Origin of the sequence: Brevibacillus reuszeri (assembly GCF_002897295.1) — a bacterium.
Classification (GTDB): domain Bacteria; phylum Bacillota; class Bacilli; order Brevibacillales; family Brevibacillaceae; genus Brevibacillus; species Brevibacillus reuszeri_A.
In genome coordinates this window covers 51,227-72,952 of sequence record NZ_BEXF01000001.1, presented here as the reverse complement: position 1 = coordinate 72,952, position 21,726 = coordinate 51,227, and the positions used below count along the sequence as shown (strand labels likewise).

The 21,726-nt window shown below is 50.4% G+C and carries 16 protein-coding genes and 2 pseudogenes; 2 read left to right on the top strand and 16 right to left on the bottom strand.

The window, feature by feature from the left end:
- Nucleotides 1-51 precede the first annotated feature (51 nt).
- Nucleotides 52-1,278, bottom strand: coding sequence for a hypothetical protein (locus tag C3B52_RS00345; protein ID WP_103104108.1), 1,227 nt, complete (start codon nt 1,276-1,278; stop codon nt 52-54).
- A gap of 698 nt (nt 1,279-1,976) precedes the next feature.
- On the opposite strand from C3B52_RS00345, the gene C3B52_RS00340 reads away from it, so the two are divergent.
- The gene (locus C3B52_RS00340; protein WP_103104107.1) at nt 1,977-2,657 is read left to right on the top strand and encodes an alpha/beta hydrolase; all 681 of its coding nucleotides are present in this window, start codon (nt 1,977-1,979) and stop codon (nt 2,655-2,657) included.
- On the opposite strand, the gene C3B52_RS00335 is transcribed toward C3B52_RS00340, so the two are convergent.
- Nucleotides 2,635-3,846 carry an MFS transporter gene (locus C3B52_RS00335; protein WP_103104106.1) on the bottom strand — a complete coding sequence of 404 codons (1,212 nt, stop codon included), beginning with the start codon at nt 3,844-3,846 and terminating at the stop codon, nt 2,635-2,637. The genes C3B52_RS00340 and C3B52_RS00335 overlap by 23 nt on opposite strands.
- A 117-nt stretch (nt 3,847-3,963) precedes the next feature.
- Between C3B52_RS00335 and C3B52_RS00330 the strand changes: the two genes are divergently transcribed.
- Nucleotides 3,964-4,863, top strand: a complete 900-nt coding sequence (locus C3B52_RS00330) for a LysR family transcriptional regulator (protein ID WP_103104105.1) — start codon at nt 3,964-3,966, stop codon at nt 4,861-4,863.
- Nucleotides 4,864-5,194: 331 nt separating this feature from the next.
- On the opposite strand, the gene purU is transcribed toward C3B52_RS00330, so the two are convergent.
- The 14 genes and pseudogenes from purU to addB all read right to left on the bottom strand — a co-directional run bounded on the left by purU (nt 5,195) and on the right by addB (nt 21,723).
- Nucleotides 5,195-6,091: a formyltetrahydrofolate deformylase gene (gene purU, locus C3B52_RS00325; RefSeq protein WP_103104104.1), complete on the bottom strand. Its 897-nt coding sequence runs from the start codon at nt 6,089-6,091 to the stop codon at nt 5,195-5,197.
- A 129-nt stretch (nt 6,092-6,220) separates the two neighbouring features.
- Complete coding sequence (locus C3B52_RS00320) at nt 6,221-6,895, bottom strand: TetR/AcrR family transcriptional regulator (protein WP_103104103.1); 675 nt, start codon at nt 6,893-6,895, stop codon at nt 6,221-6,223.
- Between the two features lie 18 nt (nt 6,896-6,913).
- Nucleotides 6,914-8,053: an ABC transporter permease gene (locus tag C3B52_RS00315; RefSeq protein ID WP_103104102.1), complete on the bottom strand. Its 1,140-nt coding sequence runs from the start codon at nt 8,051-8,053 to the stop codon at nt 6,914-6,916.
- A complete protein-coding gene (locus C3B52_RS00310) occupies nt 8,053-8,805 on the bottom strand; it encodes an ABC transporter ATP-binding protein (protein ID WP_103104101.1) in 753 nt (250 codons plus the stop codon). Before C3B52_RS00310 ends, C3B52_RS00315 begins: the two co-directional genes overlap by 1 nt.
- A complete protein-coding gene (locus tag C3B52_RS00305) occupies nt 8,802-9,992 on the bottom strand; it encodes an HlyD family secretion protein (RefSeq protein WP_103104100.1) in 1,191 nt (396 codons plus the stop codon). Before C3B52_RS00305 ends, C3B52_RS00310 begins: the two co-directional genes overlap by 4 nt.
- 217 nt (nt 9,993-10,209) lie before the next feature.
- Complete coding sequence (gene pyrH, locus C3B52_RS00300; protein ID WP_103104099.1) at nt 10,210-10,944, bottom strand: UMP kinase; 735 nt, start codon at nt 10,942-10,944, stop codon at nt 10,210-10,212.
- 202 nt (nt 10,945-11,146) lie between these two features.
- Nucleotides 11,147-11,665 carry a DUF402 domain-containing protein gene (locus C3B52_RS00295; RefSeq protein ID WP_103104098.1) on the bottom strand — a complete coding sequence of 173 codons (519 nt, stop codon included), beginning with the start codon at nt 11,663-11,665 and terminating at the stop codon, nt 11,147-11,149.
- Nucleotides 11,666-11,892: 227 nt separating this feature from the next.
- Nucleotides 11,893-12,093: pseudogene (locus C3B52_RS00290) on the bottom strand (amino acid permease); the annotation flags it as partial.
- An 88-nt stretch (nt 12,094-12,181) separates the two neighbouring features.
- A complete protein-coding gene (gene tnpB, locus C3B52_RS00285; protein ID WP_103104097.1) occupies nt 12,182-13,273 on the bottom strand; it encodes an IS200/IS605 family element RNA-guided endonuclease TnpB in 1,092 nt (363 codons plus the stop codon).
- Nucleotides 13,274-13,275: 2 nt separating this feature from the next.
- A pseudogene (locus C3B52_RS00280) lies at nt 13,276-13,434 on the bottom strand (transposase); the annotation flags it as partial.
- Between the two features lie 109 nt (nt 13,435-13,543).
- A complete protein-coding gene (locus C3B52_RS36280; RefSeq protein WP_164684649.1) occupies nt 13,544-13,693 on the bottom strand; it encodes a hypothetical protein in 150 nt (49 codons plus the stop codon).
- 121 nt (nt 13,694-13,814) lie between these two features.
- A complete protein-coding gene (locus C3B52_RS00275; RefSeq protein ID WP_103104096.1) occupies nt 13,815-14,279 on the bottom strand; it encodes a DinB family protein in 465 nt (154 codons plus the stop codon).
- 138 nt (nt 14,280-14,417) lie between these two features.
- A complete protein-coding gene (gene addA / locus C3B52_RS00270) occupies nt 14,418-18,260 on the bottom strand; it encodes a helicase-exonuclease AddAB subunit AddA (RefSeq protein ID WP_103104095.1) in 3,843 nt (1,280 codons plus the stop codon).
- Nucleotides 18,238-21,723 (bottom strand): helicase-exonuclease AddAB subunit AddB, encoded by a 3,486-nt coding sequence (addB, locus tag C3B52_RS00265; RefSeq protein ID WP_103104094.1) that lies wholly within the window; start codon nt 21,721-21,723, stop codon nt 18,238-18,240. The genes addA and addB overlap by 23 nt, the downstream gene beginning before the upstream one ends.
- Between the last annotated feature and the right edge of the window lie 3 nt (nt 21,724-21,726).

The window sequence follows — 21,726 nt, the reverse complement described above, 5'->3', positions numbered from 1 at the left end:
CTCATCCCTTAGGCGGTGAGGTCGCTTTTTTTGTAGTCTTCGTGAAAATGATTACTGTTTCTTTGGTGGATCGAACGTGTGCACAAGATTCCAGTGCTTGCCTCCATCGGAAGTCGCGTACATCAAGCTTGGCTTTTCATGATCAGTTACGAACCACCATCCATGCTTTGCATCCGCAAAGGCAAGCAGCTCCTCCCCGTAGCCCTCCAGAGAGATCGTCCCTTTGCCGAGCGTCTTCCCACCATCCAGTGTCCATCCGATTGTATTTGGCTTGTCGCAGGCCATGCACTGTGCCCCCATAAACGCCTCCTTGGAATTGATTACATACAGCGGCCCTGGGCTAGATCCGCCTATATCCGGTCCATTTTTGTAATCCATCGGAAACCCTGGAGCTGGTCCTGCGCCGGCAGTCGATTTGGCGATGACGGTCTGCCACGACTTCCCGCCATCAGCAGTATGAAACAGAGAATAGGACGTTTGAGTCATTCCAGTGTCCCCAATGCATTCGATCCACGCATCTTGGGGTCCTGCCGAGCGAATCAGAACGCCATTCACAGGAGAGACCGTCTTTTTCGACATGACCACACTCCACGATTTCCCTCCATCTATTGTTCGTTGCACTTGAAATGCTTCCTGTCCCTTTGTCACTGCCCACCCTACTGCCCGATCATGAAAATATGGCTCTCCGACAGTGCCCGGCGGAACCGGTAGTTTCGTCCATGTCTTTCCGCCGTTCGTCGTTGACCATCTACCACTGAATGCCTCCTGCCCGGAGACGAAGTGGAGAAAATCTTGATTCGGCATCTCGCCAACGACGGACCAATTTTGGCCTTCATCTTCTGTGCGAATCAGGGAAAGCCCACTTTGCGCTTCAGCACTCTTGGCAACGACGGCCCATGCTTGGCGGTTATTTAATGCAAATATTTGTTTGACGATTCCTTTTGGTTGGTATTGGACCTTCCAGCGTTTTCCCCCGTCCCCTGTTTTCGCGATCCATCCGTCACCGCCGATCCATCCTGACTGAAAGTCCGCTATGCGCACAGCGGTTACTTTGCCGAGAGAGACCTTCTCCTGTGCTTGGTCCTGTGGAGAGCTTTGGGAGCTCGGAGGCGTTGTCGTGGCAGTCTGTGGCCTGTTCGCACCCTCTTGATGACTGGCGCTTTGCTCTTCCTGCTTCGTCGGTTGTTTCTCACTATCTCCTGTTTGCTGACATCCTGCCAAAATGCTTATGCTCAATCCAAGGACAAGAGAGATCCTGCCGATTGTTTTTTTCTTCATAACGCTCCATCCTTTCTGTGTTGCATTGGAGAAAGATTCATACCTAATAGACGACAGGTGCTTCGAATTATTACACTTTTTATCAGAGCCAAAGCGAGTGGTCGGTGTCGTGGGATTAAATTTGATATAAATATTTGTAAATCGGCTATTTGTTGCCATGAATATATGATAGTCTGCCCTTATTCTCTCAATCTGTATGTATCCATATTGGAAGCCTCTCAGGGAAAGGAGCCATTCTCTCCATGTTTGCAGAACACACAGAACCCCTTCGCCTCATCGCCACCAATTTGAACCGGGAAAAGATTGAATGGGCACAGCGATAAGGCTTCCAAGGAACCATTTTGCACGGTCTACTTTACGCACTACAGGTTTGCTAGTACAACTGTCGACATGCTTGGATTGTTTGGCATTCATCACGAAGAGGGAACATACTGGCTGGATTGGCGTCGAGAAAAAAGGATCGGATAATCCGTTTATCAGGTGACATTGAGATCCCCCTCGCTTCGCTCGAGGATTGGTATTTGCTGTATAGCCTTATTCCTGGGAAAATGGAGGGAGCGGGCAATGCGGCAGAGATGTCCACCTCTTCGTAAGTGTGCATTTTGTTAACAATCGGTAGTCTAATTTGTATAATACAAGTAGCACATTCCCAAACTGCCCTGCACAAAATTTCCTACTATTTGAGAGGAAGATCTAGTATGTCTGGTACAGTCGGCTGTCTCCTAATCCATGGCTTTGCCGGAGACATCAATGACATTCTCCCACTTGCCAAAGAACTGCGTGACGAAGGATATCATGTAGAGTGCCCGACACTCGAGGGCCATGGAACAACGCGACGACTCATGGCCAAAAGCACCCGTCACGAATGGCTGAATTCCGCAAAGGAAGCCTACAAGCGTCTTTCCATGCGCGTAGATTCGATTGTCGTGATCGGCTTTTCCATGGGCGGACTGCTCGCCTTTCACCTGGCTACATCGTTCCCGGTGAAGCTGCTCATTACGATTAATACCCCTTATAAATATTGGGATGTAAAAGAAGCCCTCCACTATCTGCGTGAGGACTTCCCTACTCATTCCCGTCGTTACATATACAGCATCGGCAGAATCCCGTTTAGCAGCATGCTGCAATTTCGCAGGCTCTTGTCCGAAACAAAGCCGCTTCTGCCGAAAATCAGGACTCCCTATGTGCTTTTGCAAGCCAAGCACGACGATACGGTGCATGCTGTAAGTGCCGAGATCATAGCGAATCACGTTGACAAGGCTGCTGCTCCGCAAATCAGCTGGTATGAGCATTCCAACCATTATCTTCTACATGGCCCTGAAAAGGAACAGGCAATCGCCCATGTCATGGCGATAATCAAGGAGCGCTGCTCATTCTGACCCACCTTTTTTCCCCTGCCCAAGCGAATGCGATGGCAAGCAAGGAGATTGCGATGATAATGCACATCACATCCAGTCCCACGCTGCCATCCATCCAAAAGGCTGCAAGCGGTCCGAGAGCTGCCCCGATATCGGTTACGACCGAGTAGGCTGTCATCAATGCTGTACTGTTCACCTGCTTTGCCGCTTCATCCGCAGCAAGGGTGTCCATCACGGTGGTGACAATCGTTGCGGTCAACTGTATCCCCAGCAGAATTGCAAACCATACGGCAACCATCACCGAAGCCTGCAGCACCCCAAACAGGATGGCACCAGCAATGAGCGTCCAAATAAACAATTTCTTTCTGCCATAACGATCGGACAGCTTGCCGAACATCGGAGCTGCCCATGGCTCCCAGCTCCAGCGAAGCCCTTGGACCAGACTGGCCAAAACGGCCGCACCAAGTACGACTCCACCTACTGCAACGAACGGATGACGAAGTTCAATCAGCCTGCTCAGAGTAGATGCAAACATGCCTTGATACACCATTGTCACAACCAGTGCTGTCACGAGTGTCGCCAGCACTCTTTTTTGTTTCCACAAGCTTCGCTCTTCTAGCTTCTGAACGGCTTGAGTGGACTGATTGGTAAAGGTCGGTCGAACGTACAGAAACAAAAGAATGAGAGCAAACAGCGAAAGCGTGGCGAGCACTGCTGCTGCAAAAAACATACCGTAGACAGATGCAAGCAATGCCCCTCCAAGCATCCCGCCCAAGCTGCCCAGTCTGTACAAGCCATTGTACAAGCCCATGAACTGCCCGCGATTATGTTCCTCTGTGACCGTCACAATCAAGGAGTACGCCCCCAGCCGTAAAAAGGTCCAGGCCACTCCCCACAGACAGCGTGCGAGGAGCCATAGCCAAAAGCCTTGGAAGCCGTAAACAAAAGTCGTTACAAACGCCAGCCCTACTGCCAGAAACAAGCCTGTACGCCCTCCAGTTCGCTCATACCATTTGCCGACCAGCGGCCCTAGTGGCACTCGAACCAAACGGTTAACGGACAACAACACCCCTACCTCCCATAAGGAGGAAAGCCCCGCCTCCTTCCAGTAAATCGGAAGCACCACATACAGCATCGAATCCCCTAGCATACATAGTGCTGTGACCAGCGCTACGGCAATAACCTGTGTCTTTCCGCTGACTTCTCTCATGATCTGCTCCTTTTCTCTCTCTCGCTTCTATGCTATACAGTACATAGAACCATTCATACGATCCAATACATCTTTCTACACAACTCATAACCAATCGTTATGAATTGGAGGTAACAAATGAACCTGCACGCATTGCGTATTTTCGTCGAAGTGGCTGCACGCGGCAGTGTCACGGCAGCTGCAGATGCCCTTGCAATCAGCCAACCAGCAGTCAGCGCACAAATCCGCAAGCTGGAGCATGAGCTGGGAATGAATCTGCTGACACCCATAGGCCGCGGGATTACACTCACCTACGAAGGACAATTCTTGTATGAGCAGGCACGACGCATTTATGATTGGGAAAAAGAAATCGAGACCCACCTGCAAGAGATCAAGGACGGGACAAAAGGAAAGCTGCGTCTTGCTTCCACCCACCTCCCCTCTCATTACCTCGTTCCGAAATGGCTGGCTGCCTATAAACAGGCTCATGAACAAGTCGAAATCGAAATTCGCACTGGCAACTCGCAGCAATCTATCGACCGGCTGCTGCGCTGTCAGGCCGATCTTGCGGTAATTACAAACGAGTCGTGGGACGACCTGCCCATCCGGCGTTTCCATCTGACAGACGTTCTCTTCTGGTTTATTGTTCCTGCTCATCATCCGTTTGCCGGACAGAAAATCTCACTGGCCGAGCTCGTAGAAGAGCCGTTCCTATTGCGGGAGCAGGGAAGCTCAACACGGGAGCGCCTCTTCTCCCTTTGCAAGGAAAATGGTGTGAATCCCCCGCGAGTCGGACTGCAATACCATGGGCTCGTCGAATCGATCCAGTCTGTTCGTGCTGGCTATGGTGTTATGCTCGCTCCTGAGCTGGCTGTCCGCGAGATGGTGGCACGTGGGGAAGTCGGTCGTGTAACGGTGCCCGGTGTCGATATTAATCGTCCGGTTTATTTGTGCTTGCGTGAGGATGATCAGAATCATCGGCCTGTCGTGGCGCGGTTTTTGGAGATGATTTTGGGGGAGGGAGAGTCGAATAAATGAGGTCGTCGGGCTGGTGTGGTAGGGAGGAAACAGGAGAAAACGCTCCAGGTTCTTGGAACACTTGCATGGGTGCTAATTCTGCACGGCTCCGTGGAAAAAGGGAAACCGCGTCCAAAGTAGACCGTTCACGAAGTATCTCAGAGGTGGACGCTTACAAGCGTGTTTCCCTTTTTCCACTGCGCCTCGGTTGTGTTCCAAAGACCTTCGCTTTTTTCTCCTGCTTCCTCAGCTAGCTTTGGATTTATTCGCTCAGATATGAAGCGAACGTAAAATAATTTGAACACCAAAAAGGCCCAATCCAAGTGGACAGGCCCCTTCGCAATTACATTTATTAAGGAAACACAATCGTTTTATTGCCATACACCAACACGCGGTCTTCCAAATGCCAGCGAACTGCGCGAGCGAGGACGGTACGCTCTACTTGGCGTCCCAGCTGTTTGAGTGTCTCGACGTCTTCCTGATGAGTTACACGAAGTACATCCTGGTCGATGATCGGACCTGCGTCCAGCTCCTCTGTCACGTAATGAGCAGTCGCGCCGATCAGCTTTACACCACGGCGATATGCCTGCTCATATGGCTTAGCTCCCACAAACGCTGGCAGGAAGGAATGATGGATGTTGATGATGCGCATCGCATAGTCCTCCAAAAAGCGCGGGGACAAGATTTGCATGTATCGAGCGAGCACGATCAAGTCTACCCCTGCGGCAGCCGCGATTTGTGCTTCCTCCGCTTGTGGCTTGTTTTCTTTGGTCACCGGAATGCAGTGGTACGGGATGCCAAAGGACTCCACGGTTTCCTGCATGTCTGGGTGATTGCTGATAACAACTGCGATATCCGCAAACAGCTCGCCAGATTTCCAGCGCCACAATAGCTCCAGCAGACAGTGATCTTCTTTGGAGACGAACAGAGCTACCTTCTTGCGTTTATTCGCTTCAACCAGGGACCATTCCATGCCAAAGCTCTCCGCCAGCGGCTGAAACTCCGCTTTAATGGCTTCACAGCGCTCTTCCAGGTTAATCAAATCAAATTCGATCCTCATGAAAAAACGGCCCGTTTCCGGATCGGTTGTATACTGGTCTGACTGAACGATATTTGCTCCCTGTTGAAACAGGAAATTAGAAACAGCCGCCACAATTCCCGCACGGTCTGGGCAAGAAATCAGCATACGCGCACGATCTTTATTTTTCTCGCGGTACGCCAGCCATTCTCTCTCTGATAACAAATGCATGATATTCTCTCCTCCATGGTAAACAGCAAAAAGTTGTTTGCAATTATACCATTCCCTGTACCAATTTCTATACCCAAAAACCGAATTAAGAAGGGTTGATCAATAAATTATTTTAGATAGAGCATACAACTATTCACGATTCGCAATTCCATTCATTAAAATGTCCACACTCAGGGCAATTTGCTCCTCGTCGCTGTAGTTCCCAAACTCATCCGGGTCCAAGACTTGCCGGAACAGTACCAGCCCGATCATCGAGGACAACACAGCGCGAAAAACAGCCTGGGTAGGCAATGGCCGCAGCTCACCGACATCTACCTTTGCTTCGATCAGCTTCCTGGCCATTTCTTTGACATCGGCAAACACACTGGCGATCAAGGCTTCTCTAATCTCGTCATGGAAAAATGCCTCCTGCAGCATAATGCGTACATGCTTTTCGTTTGCCATGACAAGCTCTAAGCGATTGCGATACAACTGCGTCATGACCTCGGTAAAAGGCTTCTTGGACTCTTCCTTGAAAATTTCCCGGACGTCCTTCAATATGAACGGAGCTGCCACCTTCAACAGGACAGGTGCCACGACAGCCAGCAAAATATCCTTTTTGGACTTGTAGTGACGAAAGATCGTTCCTTCTGCTACTCCAGCTTCCTTGGCGATTTCCGATGTCGAGCTGGCATGGAACCCTTTTTCAGCAAACAGCTTGATCGAGGCACGCAATATATTGCGCTGTTTTTCCGTCATCTCGCTCTCGTCCTTGAGCTCCTCAACATATTGCAACAGGCCCTCTTCAAATGATGGCTTGCTCATCCTCTTCTTTACGCTCCTCTATTCGATCTTTTTGCGGAATCGCAGGATGGCTACAGTCAAAATGAAGAGGCAAAACACTCCCATTCCAACCACATCCCGCCACAGAGCCTCGAATCCAGCTCCTTTTAGAAAAACTCCACGCAGTATTTCCAGAAAATAGGTCAACGGGACAAGCCCACCAAACCATTGTATCACGACAGGCATCGAATCGCGCGGGAACATAAAGCCTGATAAGAGCACGCTAGGTAGGATCAAGGCAAACGCCATCTGCATCGCTTGCAGCTGTGTACGCGCGATCGTGGAAATGAAAATGCCAAGCAGAAGTGTCGTCACCAGAAAAAGGATTGATAACGTCACTAAAAGTGAGATGCTCCCTTTTACCGGGACACCAAACCAATACGTTCCGACCAGCAGCACGAGACAAAAGGAAAACAGTCCTACTCCTACATAAGGCGTAATTTTGCCAAGCATCAATTCCAGTGGACGAATCGGAGTGACTATCAACTGCTCCATCGTCCCCCGCTCTTTTTCACGCACGAGCGAAAAGGCAGTCAGGATCATCGTGACATTTTGCATAATGAGTCCAATCAGTCCTGGTATGTTGAACACGATGCTTTCCATATTTGGATTGAACAGCACACGCGCGTCCAAACCAAGAGGTGGCTTGAGCTCTCCCATCCCTTGCTTTTGCAGTCTTTCTTCCTGCAGGGTGATCGCCTGATTTTGTACAATGAGCTGGGCATGGGATGTCGCTGTTCGGGCGATATTCGGATCAGAACCGTCGATAAGCATTTGGACATGTACAGGCTCACTCCGATCCCGCAACCGGGTATAGTCTGGACCAATGACCAGCGCGACATCAGCACTTCCCTCATCGAGCATGGCCTCAATCTCCTTATAGCCATTCACCTGCGCCGTCACCTGGAATACATGTGTGTTGACGAATTGGTCTACGAGCTCACGACTCACCGCAGAGGGACTTTGATTCCAGACCACCATTTTGATGTCGTTCACGTCTGTATTGACTGCGTAACCAAACAGGAACAAAAGCATCAAGGGCATGACCAGCGCGATCCCCAGGCTGGGGCGATCTCTTTTGATCTGTATAATTTCCTTTTTCACGACGGACCAGTAGCGTCCCCAGACAAACCTTTGCATCATGCTCCCTCCCCTCTCTGCCTGGCTTCCTCACGTTTGACCAGATCAATGAAGACATCCTCCAGATTCCCACCGCCTCGCTGATCGATTAATTCCTGCGGTGTTCCTTCTGCCAGCAAATCTCCGAAAAAGATAAAGCAAATCCAGTCGCACGTCTGCGCCTCATCCATGTAGTGCGTAGTTACCAAAACAGTGATGCCCTCGTCAGCAAGCTGATGAATAACTTCCCAAAAAATGCGCCTGGAAACCGGGTCTACCCCAGCGGTAGGCTCATCTAAAATCAACAGCTCAGGTCTGTGCAAAAGCGCGCAGGACAGAGCCAGACGCTGCTTCCACCCGCCTGATAATGATCCTGCCAGTTGCTTCTCCCTGCCCATCAAACCGGCCATCTCGATCAGCTCTTTTTTGCGCTGCTTTCTCTCCGCCGCACTTAGCTGATACACCCCTGCGTAAAAATCGAGATTTTCCTCCACGGTTAAATCTTCATACAGGCTAAATTTTTGCGACATGTATCCGATTCGTTGCTTGATTTCCTCGCTCTGCGTCATCACGTCAAAGCCGAGTACCGTTCCCTTTCCCGTAGTAGGGGTGAGAAGACCGCAGAGCATACGGATCGTGGTAGATTTCCCTGAGCCATTCGGTCCGAGAAAACCGTATATTGAGCCTTTTGGGACTGTCAGCGTGAGATTGTTGACCGCGACGCGATCTCCGAAGCGCTTGGTCAATTGCTCGCAATGAATGGCAACACTCATTGTGCTCCCCCCTGATCAGACAGCAGTATTTCTGCTGGCATCCCTGGCTTGAGCTTGTCGAGTCCCTCCGTGATGTGAATCGTTACGGCAAATACGAGCTTTGTTCTCTCATTTGGCGTTTGCACATTTTTCGGCGTGAACTCTGCTTTGTCCGAAATGGTACTGATCTTCCCCTTGAAAGTCACATCTAGATACGCATCCACCTGTATGCCTACCTCTTGCCCCTTTTGAACACGATTCAGCTGTGCTTCCGGAATATAGACGACAAGCTTCAATTTGTCTGCTTTCATCATTGTAAACAGTGTCGCGCCGACCTTTGCTACCTCCCCTTGCGTGATAGAGAATCGCAGCAAGACTCCGTCTGCTGAAGCGGTTATTTGTGCCTTTTCCAGTTGCAGCTTCGCCTGGTCCAGTCTCGTCTGCGCCTGCTGCTGCGCCGCAAGCAAGGCTCGTATGGTGTAATCTGTGCTGCCTTCCTTTAATAGTTCCAAATCAGCCTGGGCACTTGCTTGCTGTGCCTGAGCAGTACCTGTTTGCGCGATAGCAGCGGCTACATCCTCTTGTGCCGACCGAACCTGTGCCTCTGCCTGCGCTACAAGTGCATTCAACTGATTCAACTGTGTTTGCGCCTGACTGGCTGCCTCTTGCTGTGTCTCCAAATCTTTTTTGGATATCGCTCCTTTTGCAAATAAAGCAGCCGCTTCCTGGACGCGTCTTTGTTGATAAAGAAGAGTATCTTGTGCCCCCTGCTGCTGTGATTTAGATTGTGCAAGCTGCTGCTGTGCACGTACAATGCCCGCATCTGCTTGGCTTTTTCTCGCGTTGGCTAAATGAATGTTGGCGTCCGCCTGTTGTACTCCGGCAAGCCCTTTTTGGATAGCCACATCACGAGAGCCCGCTTTTGCTTCCTCAACACGGACCGTCGCTTGCTCAAGTGCCGCCTGTGCCTCGGCAACACCCATCTGATAGCTGCGCTTGTCAATTTCGGCGAGCACCTCGCCTTTCGTCACATGGCTGCCTTCCTCGATTCCTATACTAGTCACCTGCCCCCCTACCTCGGCCACAATCGGCAGCTCCTCTGCTTCAATCGTTCCAGACAAAGCTTGCTCCGTCTGCCCTAACCACGTGCAACCCGCCAAAGCGACCACAAGTCCACCAGCAAGCATGGTGCGAAATAACCTTTTCATATCGTCCACCCCGCAATTTGATGTGAGTAATCACTCGCTAAAAGAGTAAAAAAAAGCGAAACACAACAAGTATGAGACCTCCAGAATAAAAGCGAGTGATCACTCACTTTTACTGAGATTATATGATCATTTGTTCCCTATGTAAATTAGATTTTGTAAACTATCCGATTCAATCGAAAAAACCCCTCCGTTTGGAGAGGCTTTCGCTGAACTGTACCTATATATAAACGGCTTCCCCATGGCGATTAATATAAGTACCTACCTGTTCCCCATTACAGATCCGTGCCATAGCCCCTGGTTGGTCAAAATTGAACACATGCAGCGGCAAACCGTGATCTCTCGCCAAAATCATAGCAGCCTGATCCATAACACGCAGGTCTCGTCTAACGATCTCGTCAAAGGAAACCTCCTTATACTGCTTTGCAGTCGTATCCGTTCGCGGATCAGCCGTAAACACACCGTCTACACCGTGCTTCGCTACGAGCAGGGCATCTGCTTCCACTTCCAGTGCACGTTGGACAGCTGGATAATCTGTCGTTACGTATGGCTGTCCGTTTCCGCCTGCGAAAATAACCACATATCCTTTTTCCAGGTGATGCACAGCACGCAAGCGAATATATGGTTCTGCCACTGCGTTGATCGGAACGGCAGTCATTACCCGTACTTCCCGGTTCACTCTGGCCTTCAATACGCCTCGCAGCATCAAGCTGTTAATAACGGTTGCCAATGTCCCAATATTGTCTGCTTCCACCCGCTCGATTCCCCACATATCGGCCATATTGCCGCGAAAAATATTGCCTCCTCCGATGACAATCGCCACTTCGATGCCCATGTTTACAAGTGCCAATATTTCATTAGCGATATGCTCCAGCTGATCAGGATTAAAGCCGAATCCATTTTCTTTTGCGACCGCCCCACCGCTCAGCTTTACCAAAACTCGTTTGTAGCGCATAGGCATCCCCCTTTTTCATACGTACTTGTCTCCTCAAATCGCGTCGCCTACGTAGATTCTCCCTCACTTGAAAAAAAGAACGAAAGCAATAGCTGCCTTCGTTCTTTACGGGAATAGGGAATGAAACAGGTCGCTTGCGAACGTTTTTTCCATACCCTGTCCCCTCCCTTTTATTGGTATGTTCAAAAAACTCTTCATCATTTTATGCAAAGAAATTCGGAAAGTCAAAGGCATCACGCTTGCCTGCCATGATTTCTTTTAATAGCTTATCAGCCGTTTCACATGCGAAGCGGTGCTCCTCGCTTGTAATCATTCCCTTTTGCAGTGCCTCATCCAGCTCATCCTGATCCAATAGGTACACTTCACCTTCTGGCAGCACCACAATATCCAAGTAGAGGTCGTCGTACCAAATGTGCCCATTCTCATCCTTGCCGTGCCCTTTGCAAATATCGATATACCACTGCACCGTGTTGCCGAGCTCGTCTAGCATTTTGGTAACGGCGTACGCCTGATCGTGAGGGAAATACTGCAAATAAACGTACCCCCGGTCTCCTACACACAGAATCTTTTCACCAACAGGCATATACGCAGGATCGCTCACCTCATCTAGTGTTAAGCGAACAGCATAGCCGGTAAAGGACAAGGCATCTACCCACTTTTCTTGATAACCTAATCGTTTGACGCGTCTCCAACCAGGGCGGTCTGCTCTTTTTCGCTTCATGGCCTGTTCTCCTCGTCGATTTGGTACCTTTTACTCTACCATGAAAGGGACATGGTTGTCAGATATTACATATCTTCTAATCGAGGTTTTTCAAGTACCTTTGCTCAATTGTGACAAAGGTGCATCCACCACTTACACGCATTACCGATGAGACTTGTCTTTGCCAAGCAAGCTGTGTGCTCGTCCATAGAGGAAATACACGACGGCTCCTGCTGCCAGCCAGCCATGGTCCCCTTCGATGCATCAAATGCACTGGTCAAGGCAAGCGGCAAATGAATGTTGAATCCTGCCAATAGCCCCTGTGCATAGCCTGACCAGCCACTGGCAACAGCTGCCGAGGCGACACCGTATTCCAGAATCAAATCCCAACCGATCATCGACGCGACCAGCTCGCCAAATGCCGCATAGCTATATGTTTGACACTCCCCATGCCTAAAGACAGGGGATTCTTGGGTAGTCACTCCTAACAGAGTGAAATATACCAAGCTATCCCTGTGAGTCCCACAGTTTAGTTGGCTACGCCAGCAATCGAAGTCCTTCTTGCTCAATATTGATGGCAGCGTTTTGGTCACGATCATGTTGTACGCCGCAGTTCGGGCATATCCAACTACGCAAATTTAGATTTTTTACGTCCTTGTTACGGTATCCACAGTTTGGAGTCGAGCAGAGCTGGCTGGAAGGGAATTGTTTCCCAACAATTGAGACCTTTCTGCCATACCATTCTGCCTTATACTCCAGCATCGTGCGAAACATAGACCACGAAGCATCTGCAATGGATTTTGCTACCTTGTGGTTTTTGACCATATTTTCTACTTGCAAGTCCTCTAAACAGATCACTTGGTTTTCGTTGATCAGCTTGGTTGACAGCTTATGTAGAAAATCGTTGCGGGTATTTGCGATTTTTTCATGAAGCCGAGCTACTTTACTACGTGCTTTATTTCGGTTTTTACTACCTTTTTGTCTGCGAGATTGAATTCGTTGCCACTTTGCCAGTTGTTTTTCATACTTACGGTAGTATTTGGGATTCTCCACCTTTTCACCCGTAGAGAGAATGGCGAAATCCTTGATTCCAAGGTCAATCCCTACAGTCTGCTCCACTTGTGGCAGCAACAGAACTTCTGTTTCGCAAAGAACAGACACAAAATATTTGCCCGAAGAATTGCGTCTAATAGTAGCTGACAGGATACGTCCGTCGACTTCTCGTGATTTGGCAAACGCAACCCATCCAAGTTTAGGAAGTTTGATACGATTTCCTTCCACTTTGATGTTCATTTTGCATGTATAGGACTGTTTAGGATTCTGCTTACTCTTGAATTTCGGATACCCCTTTTTCTCATTGAAGAACTTTTTGTACGAGAAATCCAAATCTTTCAATGTGGATTGAAGGGCAGTTGAATCCACTTCTTTCAGCCATTCGATTTCTTTTTTAAGTTGCGTTAACATTGCAGAGCAATCGTGGTAGCCCAGCGTTTTCTTTTCCTGTTCGTAAGCATCTTTTCGCTTTGCGAGGAAGTGATTGAATACGAAGCGAGTGCATCCGATTGTCTTGTTAATGAGTGTCGTTTGTTCTTTGTTTGGATAGAGACGAAATTTGTACGCTCTGTGCATATTCAATCACTCCTTTCCTTCTGACTCACATCCAGTTGAACAATTCCAACTGTGTCAACAAAGTAGGCGTTTGTCCATAGCGAGGGAAGTCTGCTTTTGAGATGTCTAAACTCCATCCGCAACACTCTGGATGTATGGCCCTTCAAATGTTTTACAACTCGAATATCTAACTCCGATACAAAAAAGAACTATTTTTTGTTTGCTCTTAGCACCCCCTAAAGGGGATACAGAGCAAAGTGCCTTATATCCCCATAGCGAAAGCAAGGGGTTTTACGGAACGAATGATAAGCACTGTCCGACACCGCGCATCGTCAGGTCAAATGCACTCAGTGTCTTTTTCAACGCCCCTTGCTTGTCCTCTACCTGCTCGAGTAATTGTACGATACTCTTTTTTCGCAGAAGCTGTTGCTTGATCGACATGCTCTGTCAGCCTCCCATACTCAGCTGCTTCTTCTCGTGGAAACAGTTGGAGTATGGGCTAGGTCGAAGCATATTATGCATACGAGCTGACGGGCTTTTGCCTATCTCGCCAAGCCTCTGCCTATATCAACAAGCCTCTCCCAATCACATTAGCGGAAATCGGCTTGAATCCTAGCTCCCGTGCCCAAATGGACAACTGCCCCATATGATGGATTTCATGAGCGATGACATGCCTGATGATTTCTCCTTTTGTATGCTCCTCTTCACTCCATGGCACGCGAATCGTTTCATTCTCCTGTTCACTTGACCACACTTCCAGAAAAGAAGACAGCTCCTCCCGCCACACATCTGACAGCGCCTTTACTTGCTGAAGTGATTGGTGGTCCTCGTAAGCTACGACCACATCCGGCTTGCCCTGGACGCCTCGCAGCCAGCTGTACTCCACGTCTGCAATATGAAACAAGGTGTACAGAATCGTACCTGCTCCTCCCACACGCTCTTGCAGCAATTGTTCCGTAGAAAGCTGCTTGCACCATTCAAACCATTCGTCTCGCACTTTCCAGTTATATTGAAAAAGCATCTTCAATCAAGTCCACCCCCCGGGCTTTTGATCGTTATGAAAATATTTCCTTTTTAAACATTAGCACATACGTTCGCATTTATCTATAAAGCAACTCGTTGATTCAGAAAAAAACGCCGCTCATTTCTGAACGGCGCCGTATGCTTAATTTTGCTGATTGAGTGAAAAAGAGATCGCAAATCCTCCTGAGAGGAGATACAAATAGCTCGATACTTCCACGTCCGGTTTGATGATTTGCTTGATCGCACGAACATAGAGCCTGATCTGACCCTCGTATCTTTTGGTCAGCTCTTCTACGGCTTTCGCGGATGGTTCTTTGGCTAGCCAGTCTGTCTTGAAATCAATCAGAACGAGACCTCCATCTTGCTCCTCCAGCAAGCAGTCAATCACCCCTTGGACAATAACCTGCTCTTTGCTCTCCTCGCCAAGCTCTGGCTCGACTTCTTGTGCTGGGATCGCTAGCGTAAAAGGTAGCTCGCGATGTACGACACGAGCCTGCTTCATGCGCTGGCCCAGTGGATCGGCAAAAAATCGAGCGATTTGTCCAACCTCTACCGCCTGCACCTGCTCTTCCGTTAAAAAGCGCTGTGCTGCGAGCGATGCCACCTGATCCCGAATATCTGCTTCATCCAACGAACGCTTCAAATCAAGATGCTGCATGACCAGGTGGGTAATTGTCCCTTTTTCCGCACCAGTGATGCGACTCGATTTTTGCTCTGTCATAAACTTCGGTTTTTCTGTAATAGAAGGAAGCATGACAGGCTGTCCGCTCTTGCTTGTCTTCGCATTCCGCTTCAGCTCACTGACACTCCACTTCGCTTGGACACGTGGCGCGATGCCGTGTGGGTCCTGCCAGCTCAAGCTGCTCTCGATGATTCGCTGCAACCTCTCATCTGTCGGCCGCTCCGGGATTTGCTCCCGATGAGTCATACGCTCCCATACAGACATTTCGTCGCTTTCTGGGTCCGTTTGCGCTCGCAGCTCATCTGCCGGATAAAAATGGAATGACCAGATCGAGTCATCTGGTATGGTTCGGACATTCACCATGTCACCTGTTCCTATCGTTTGCGGATAGGCTCTTAGTGGGCCAGCTTCCGGATGACGCAGCATCGCTCGGCCGACCCAGTCAAAATAGCCCTTCGCCTGTATCAGATCCTCATCACTTAGCCGCTCTTCGCCATCCTGGCGTCCCCAGTCTTTTATGCTTTTCGCCAAATCCTTGGCTGAGCCAACCAATATGAGCTTTTCACGGGCGCGAGTGAGTGCCACATACAATACGCGCATCTCTTCAGCTAGCATATCTCGTTTCAGCTGCTGACGAATACCTAACGCAGCAATGCTCGGATAGCGAACCAACAGGGATGGCTCCACCGCCATAGGGCCAAAGCCGAGGTCTTTGTGCAGCAGGAACTGACTTTTCAAATCCATCGTATTGAACTGCTTGCCCATACCCGCTACAAATACAACTGGGAATTCCAGCCCTTTGCTTTTATGGATCGTCATGATGCGTACGACATCCTCGTTCTCTCCGATCGTCCGCGCTTCTCCCAAGTCATTGCCTGCCTCCTGCAAGCGGTCGACAAAACGAAGAAACCGGAACAGACCACGATAAGAGCCTGCCTCATACTGCTTCGCCCGGTCATACAAAGCACGCAGGTTCGCTTGTCTCTGCTGACCATTTTCCAGCGCTGCCACATAATCGAGGTAGCCTGTTTCCCGATACAGAACAGAAAGCAGCTCTGACAGTGCTCCTCTGCGCGCCCTGGTCCGCCAGTCTTTTAGGCGGCTCCAAAAATAGCGCAGTCTTTTTTCCCAGGGCTCCTTGGCAGTACGTTCCTCGACATACTGAACGACAGCGAGATGAAAAGACCCCGACGCATACTCAACCCGAATTTGTGCCAAGTCTTTCTCGCGCAGACCAACAATCGGAGATCGCAGTACGGCGGCCAGCGGAATGTCTTGCAGCGGGTTGTCAATCACGCGCAGCAAAGAAAGCATCGTTTCCACTTCTGTTGCGGCGAAGTAACCGGCTGTTTGCTCTGCGTACACAGGAATCCCTGCAGCTTTCAATTCTTCTTGAAGCGTCTGTCCCCAGCCGGCAGTAGCCCGAAGCAAAATGACGATATCCCGATAGGCAAGCGGACGCAATCCTCCTGCTTTTTTATCAAAAACGAGCAGCGGCGCTTCTCCTTCGCCAGGCTCCATCCAGCGGCGAATGCGACTCGCGATCAGACGTGCCTCCAGCTGAGCTACGCTGGCTTCCTCACTCGACTCACCTGATGCTTCCGGAATTGCTGCCTCTGCGTCATCCGTTGCGTCAGCCACTTCTGATTGTCCACCCTCACCTTGACTGCTCTTTCGGTCAATCAGGTGCATTTCTACACGCAACCGGTCCGCTTCCACGTCCGGGTACGAGGCGCGATTAATCAGCTCCGCAGAGCGATCGTAATCGATTTCCCCTACTCCGGGAGACATTATCTGGCGGAACAAATAGTTGACCGAATCGACAACCTCTCGCCTACTGCGAAAGTTAGCCGCCAAATCGATCCGTAAGCCAGGTGCCTCAGTATCCTCACTTAAGTGGCCTGCGTCCTTTTTCTGGTAGGTCAAGTATTTATCCAGAAACAGCTTGGGCTCTGCCAAACGGAACCGGTAAATACTTTGCTTGACGTCCCCTACCATAAAGCGGTTTGCAGCACGTCCAGACTCTCCATCCTGGGAAACCATTTGCAAAATTGTCTCTTGTACAAGGTTAATATCTTGATACTCATCGACCAGAACCTCAGCAAATTGCACGCGCAATTGCTCAGACACGGACGAAGGAATCACGTTTCCTGCTTCACTGCGCCCAGTCAATATGTGCAGAGCCAAGTGCTCTAAATCGCCAAAATCCACGAGGCTGCGGGCACGCTTTTCCTTTTGGAAAGCATCAGAGAATGTAGTAACCAGCCTCGCAAGCGTCTGCATATGTGGCGCGATTCGCTCTAAATCAGCCAGGTACTGCTCGGGCGTCATGGAGAAATACTGCTCAAGCAGCTCACCAATTTCTTTTTTCACGCTGTTTCGCAGCTCTTGCACCTGTTCCTTTATGTCAGGATCAGTGCCTTTCACTGGTGGCAGCTTGGCAAAGGTAATTCCTCGCACCGCTTGTACTGCGGCTTCCCAGCCTGTCCGACATGCTGTACTAGCGTAATCCAATGCCGCAGCCTCAGCCTCCAGAAGAGGCAAGTAGGCTGCTGGCCCTTCCGGAGATGACGCCAAATAGACAGCTCTTCGCATCTTGCCTGTCATGCTCCCCAGCGCAAGCTCTATAGACCTGAGTACGCTTTTAGCCCAAAGCAGTCCATCCAATCCGCCCTTACTACCTACCTCAAACATGTCAGCGGCTTCTTCCAGCCAGCGTGCCGGCTCTGGATGGCTTCGCGAAAATTCATAGAGCCGCAGAAGCAAGATGGTAAGCGCCTGGTCGTCCTGTCCATCCAGCATGACATCCGCCAGCGCGTGAAAGTCGACGTCTTTTTCGTACCATTCTTCCAGTTGTTCTTCGAGAACGTCCTGACGCAAAAGCTCTCCTTCTAGCTGATCGGCTATGCGAAAATCTGGATCGAGATCAATCAAATAGTAATACTGACGCAGGATTCCGAGGCAAAAGGAATGCAAGGTCGTAATGGTCGCGCGCTGAAGCAAAGCAAGCTGACGACGCAGATGCGCAGAGTGGGGGTCGTCCTTTAATGCTTTTCTTAGCGCATCACCGATCCGATGGCGCATCTCCGCCGCAGCCGCATTGGTAAAGGTCACCACCAACAGCTGATCGACGCCAACGGGATCGCTCTCGTCCATGATGCGCCGAATGATGCGCTCGACAAGCACAGAGGTTTTACCTGAGCCCGCGGCGGCAGCTACGAGCAAATTATTCCCCCGCTGCGTAATGGCTTGCCACTGTTCATCTGTCCATTGCTCAGGCTTAGTCTGTTGCTCTTGTGTCATGGGTACCCTCCTCTCCTGTCATCTGCTGCTCCGCTAACATGCCCCAAATTTGCTTGTTGTTCCATTTGGTCAGCTGCCTGTGCGCATTCCCGCCTGTTTCCCCGTCAAACTGGCAGACAGGCTTGTACGAGCAGTAATCACAGGCAGTCATCGTACCATTTGTATAGGGATCAATCTGAATTTCTCCATTGGTCATGCGCGTACTGATTTCTTTGACCGTATCCCGCACGTATGTGGTCAAAGCTTGAAACTGTTCTCTCGTCGCCACAGAAGAACGCGAGGAAAGCGTGCCGTCCTTTTTGATCTCAAAAGGCACCAGCTCTGACGCTCCCTGCTCAACCTGTGCATCCATCATCCGTGCCAGCTCGGGTTCAGCCAGCATCAGACCTTTCATTCGCAATCGCTTCGCCCGTTCTTTTTGTGCCTCATCCGAGGTTAACAGTCGCTTGGCAGTCACAAAAGGATCAGCGACTTGGTAGTAGAACACTCCGCCCATTTCAGCCTTTTTCCCCAGCCACTGCTCCGCATTCGCCACCACGACATCGAGGTACACCAACAGCTGCAGATTCAGACCATTCCAAACATCAGAGAGCTGAAGCTGCTTTGGACTCGACTTGTAATCGATGACCCGCAAGTAAGGAACATCACTGTCGAGTGACTGGTCTACACGGTCGATACGTCCGATCAGCTGCAGGTCTACGCCGTTTTCCAGAGAAAGTGAGAGGCCCGGCAAATCTGAATTCGGACCAAAGGAAACCTCCAGCCCAACCGGAGCAAAACGGCTTCGCTTGGCATGCTCGCCCAACACGTAAATCGCTCTGCCTACAGCTCGCTTCAGCTTCCCGGACAAATACCGATAACGCGCTGTCCGCGTCAGGATACTGCTTCTGGTTGCTGGAACCAGCTCCTCGACTACAACATTCGCCAAATCCATACTGTTTGCCTCGGTCAGCCTGCCCCATTCCAGGTTTTCCTCATTCATTTTCTCAACAGCCAGCTTGAGAGAAGCGTGAAACAGCTCACCGACGTCAAAGCGCTCCAGCTTGTACTGTGTACGCTCAGAAAGCCTGAGCCCGTGAGAGGAGAAATGGGAAAACGGACACGACTGAAACCTCTCCAGACGAGACACACTCATTTTAAGCTGGCTGCCGTACAGGCTTGCACTCGTTTCTCTGCTCAGCTCACTCGGCAAATTTTTGTATCGCAAGCCAGACAACAGCCATTTTTCCCGTGCCTCTTCCGGGGAAAAGCGAATGAACCAATCATAGACCTCCCACCAAAATGGTGACAGCTCTCCTGTTTTTTTCATTCCTCGTACCAGTGTCAATAGATGGCTGAAGACGCGTCTCTGATTGCCCAGCAAAAAGATGTCATCCCCAGGCTCCCCTGTCGGTTCGTTATAAAACACATGCTGCACCACATCTGGCAGCACTTCCTTGACCCGCGAAAAGACGGAGGAAGGCAAAAGCGCCTTGCCTTCCTGATCAGCGAGAGCACAGCTCAAAAGCAATCGCTCTGACGGTCTTGTCATAGCCTGATACAAAAGGTACGGCTCCGCCATCAAGCGCTGCTTGGCTCCTGGCGCCAGGGACAGCCCCATTTCTGCTAGACGCTCCCGCTCTGCTTCATCCAAAATACCTTCCTCTTTTGGTCGCAAAGGGATGACGCCTTCATTTACACCTAGTACAAACAACGCTTTTACTTCAGGTTGCCGTGAACGCTCCATCGATCCGATCAATACTTGATCCAGCGCAGGAGGAACAAGCCCGAGCTCGATAGTCTCCAAGCCGCTATCCAGGACACGGGCAAAGGTTGCCAGCTCCATGCTCTCCTCGCCCATGACCTCCACCACCTGATCCATCAGCTCGACCAGTCCCGTCCACACCTGCCCATGTACCTGAGCCGTGTCCAGATCGCCAGCTTCCTCTGCAGTCTGCTGCCATTTTTCCAGCCTGTTCGGCACATCAAGCGCGATCAGGAGATTGTACAGGGCTGTCGTCATCTCCCTCACGTTTTTGCTTGTCGCCTGCTTCATCTCTTTTTCAAACGTAAGCAAAGGGGCCGCGTATTTGCGCCGCAGCTCATCGGCAATCGCGTCGTCCTCGGCTCCGTACTGCCCCCGAAAGCGCCAAGCAGCTTCTTCGCCCCACTGATAACCATACACACCATGTGCCAGCACGTAGTTTTCCAGACGGTCAATTTCCTTGCGGGTCGTCTCTTCGTCTGCGATATCGACCGTGAGCAAATCTGTTTTCAAACAGCGGAAAACAGCATCATAGCGCCATCTGGTCACAATGACCTCCAGAGCCGAGCGAACCAGCTCTACGAGCGGATGGTGCATCACTGTTCGTTTCTGATCGAGGAAGTGGGGAATCCCGTAATCCGTAAAGATCGCAGCAATCTCATCTGCATACGTTCCGATCTCGCGCAGCAAAATCCCCATATCTCTCCAGCGATACCCCTCTTCCCTGGCGAGCGCAAGAATTTTCAAGGCTACAGCTTCTACTTCTGCCCGTCTGTTTACCGCCGACGATAACACTACCTCGTCCTTTCGCTCTGCTGGTGGAGAGAAACCGGTATCACCCCATTGGAAATACGCATGCTCCATATGCCGCAGCCACGGACTGCTGGAAAAACGATGCGCTTCAGTCAATAGAAGTGGTTTGGCAACTGTCACGCCTGCTTCACGTGCCATCAGTGAGAGAGCTTGATAGGTGCGCAGGGTAGGGTGAAACAAGCCCAGCTCATCGACAGAAGCATCTCGTTCATTCGGATCAAGCGTGAGGGCAATCGTTACCTGCTTGGCATGAACCATCAATTGCTCGATCAGACGCAGCTCTTGATTCGTGAACCCCGTAAAGCCATCTATGAATATCTCTGCTTGCCTGATATACGCGGAATCTCGTACCATGACAGCGACACGGGTCAACATATCGTCCGCATCACAGTACCCTTCCGCCAAATACGCTTCATACGCATTCATGATCAGTCGCAGGTCATTTACCTTTTGATTCAGATTAGCCGTTCCCCACTCCAGGTTTTCTGTATGCGGAAACGAAACACCATAAGACTTGCATTCACTGATTAAACGTCCAAGCTGCGTGGCAAACCCCGGCTGCATCGAAGCTCGACCAAATACTTGAAGCTCCTCTTTATGCCGCTCCAGCAGCATCCGCAGCACCATATGCTTGCCCAAATCATCGACAGGTACCGTCGTCAAATCTCCCAGCTCCTGCATCAAGCGATGGGCCAGACGCCCAAAGCTGAGTACCTGCGTACCCATGACACCACCCAGCCCAGGGAGAGTAGCCAGCGCATACTCTTCCTGAAAGCTGGCCTGCTCAGGAACTAACAGGATCATGGGTGTACCGAGCGGGCTTTGTCGCAGCCGCTCTTGGATCTGGCGATGAATGGCGTCCGTTTTTCCAGTTCCCGCTCGTCCCAGTATAAATTGGACTGCCATGCT

What these genes read in the sequence shown, in the direction of transcription:
- C3B52_RS00345 (WP_103104108.1), bottom strand. Translation starts at nt 1,278, where the DNA reads ATGAAGAAAAAAACAATCGGCAGGATCTCTCTTGTCCTTGGATTGAGC.
- C3B52_RS00340 (WP_103104107.1), top strand. Translation starts at nt 1,977, where the DNA reads ATGTCTGGTACAGTCGGCTGTCTCCTAATCCATGGCTTTGCCGGAGAC.
- C3B52_RS00335 (WP_103104106.1), bottom strand. Translation starts at nt 3,846, where the DNA reads ATGAGAGAAGTCAGCGGAAAGACACAGGTTATTGCCGTAGCGCTGGTC.
- C3B52_RS00330 (WP_103104105.1), top strand. Translation starts at nt 3,964, where the DNA reads ATGAACCTGCACGCATTGCGTATTTTCGTCGAAGTGGCTGCACGCGGC.
- purU (WP_103104104.1), bottom strand. Translation starts at nt 6,091, where the DNA reads ATGCATTTGTTATCAGAGAGAGAATGGCTGGCGTACCGCGAGAAAAAT.
- C3B52_RS00320 (WP_103104103.1), bottom strand. Translation starts at nt 6,895, where the DNA reads ATGAGCAAGCCATCATTTGAAGAGGGCCTGTTGCAATATGTTGAGGAG.
- C3B52_RS00315 (WP_103104102.1), bottom strand. Translation starts at nt 8,053, where the DNA reads ATGCAAAGGTTTGTCTGGGGACGCTACTGGTCCGTCGTGAAAAAGGAA.
- C3B52_RS00310 (WP_103104101.1), bottom strand. Translation starts at nt 8,805, where the DNA reads ATGAGTGTTGCCATTCATTGCGAGCAATTGACCAAGCGCTTCGGAGAT.
- C3B52_RS00305 (WP_103104100.1), bottom strand. Translation starts at nt 9,992, where the DNA reads ATGAAAAGGTTATTTCGCACCATGCTTGCTGGTGGACTTGTGGTCGCT.
- pyrH (WP_103104099.1), bottom strand. Translation starts at nt 10,944, where the DNA reads ATGCGCTACAAACGAGTTTTGGTAAAGCTGAGCGGTGGGGCGGTCGCA.
- C3B52_RS00295 (WP_103104098.1), bottom strand. Translation starts at nt 11,665, where the DNA reads ATGAAGCGAAAAAGAGCAGACCGCCCTGGTTGGAGACGCGTCAAACGA.
- tnpB (WP_103104097.1), bottom strand. Translation starts at nt 13,273, where the DNA reads ATGCACAGAGCGTACAAATTTCGTCTCTATCCAAACAAAGAACAAACG.
- C3B52_RS36280 (WP_164684649.1), bottom strand. Translation starts at nt 13,693, where the DNA reads ATGTCGATCAAGCAACAGCTTCTGCGAAAAAAGAGTATCGTACAATTA.
- addA (WP_103104095.1), bottom strand. Translation starts at nt 18,260, where the DNA reads ATGACACAAGAGCAACAGACTAAGCCTGAGCAATGGACAGATGAACAG.
- addB (WP_103104094.1), bottom strand. Translation starts at nt 21,723, where the DNA reads ATGGCAGTCCAATTTATACTGGGACGAGCGGGAACTGGAAAAACGGAC.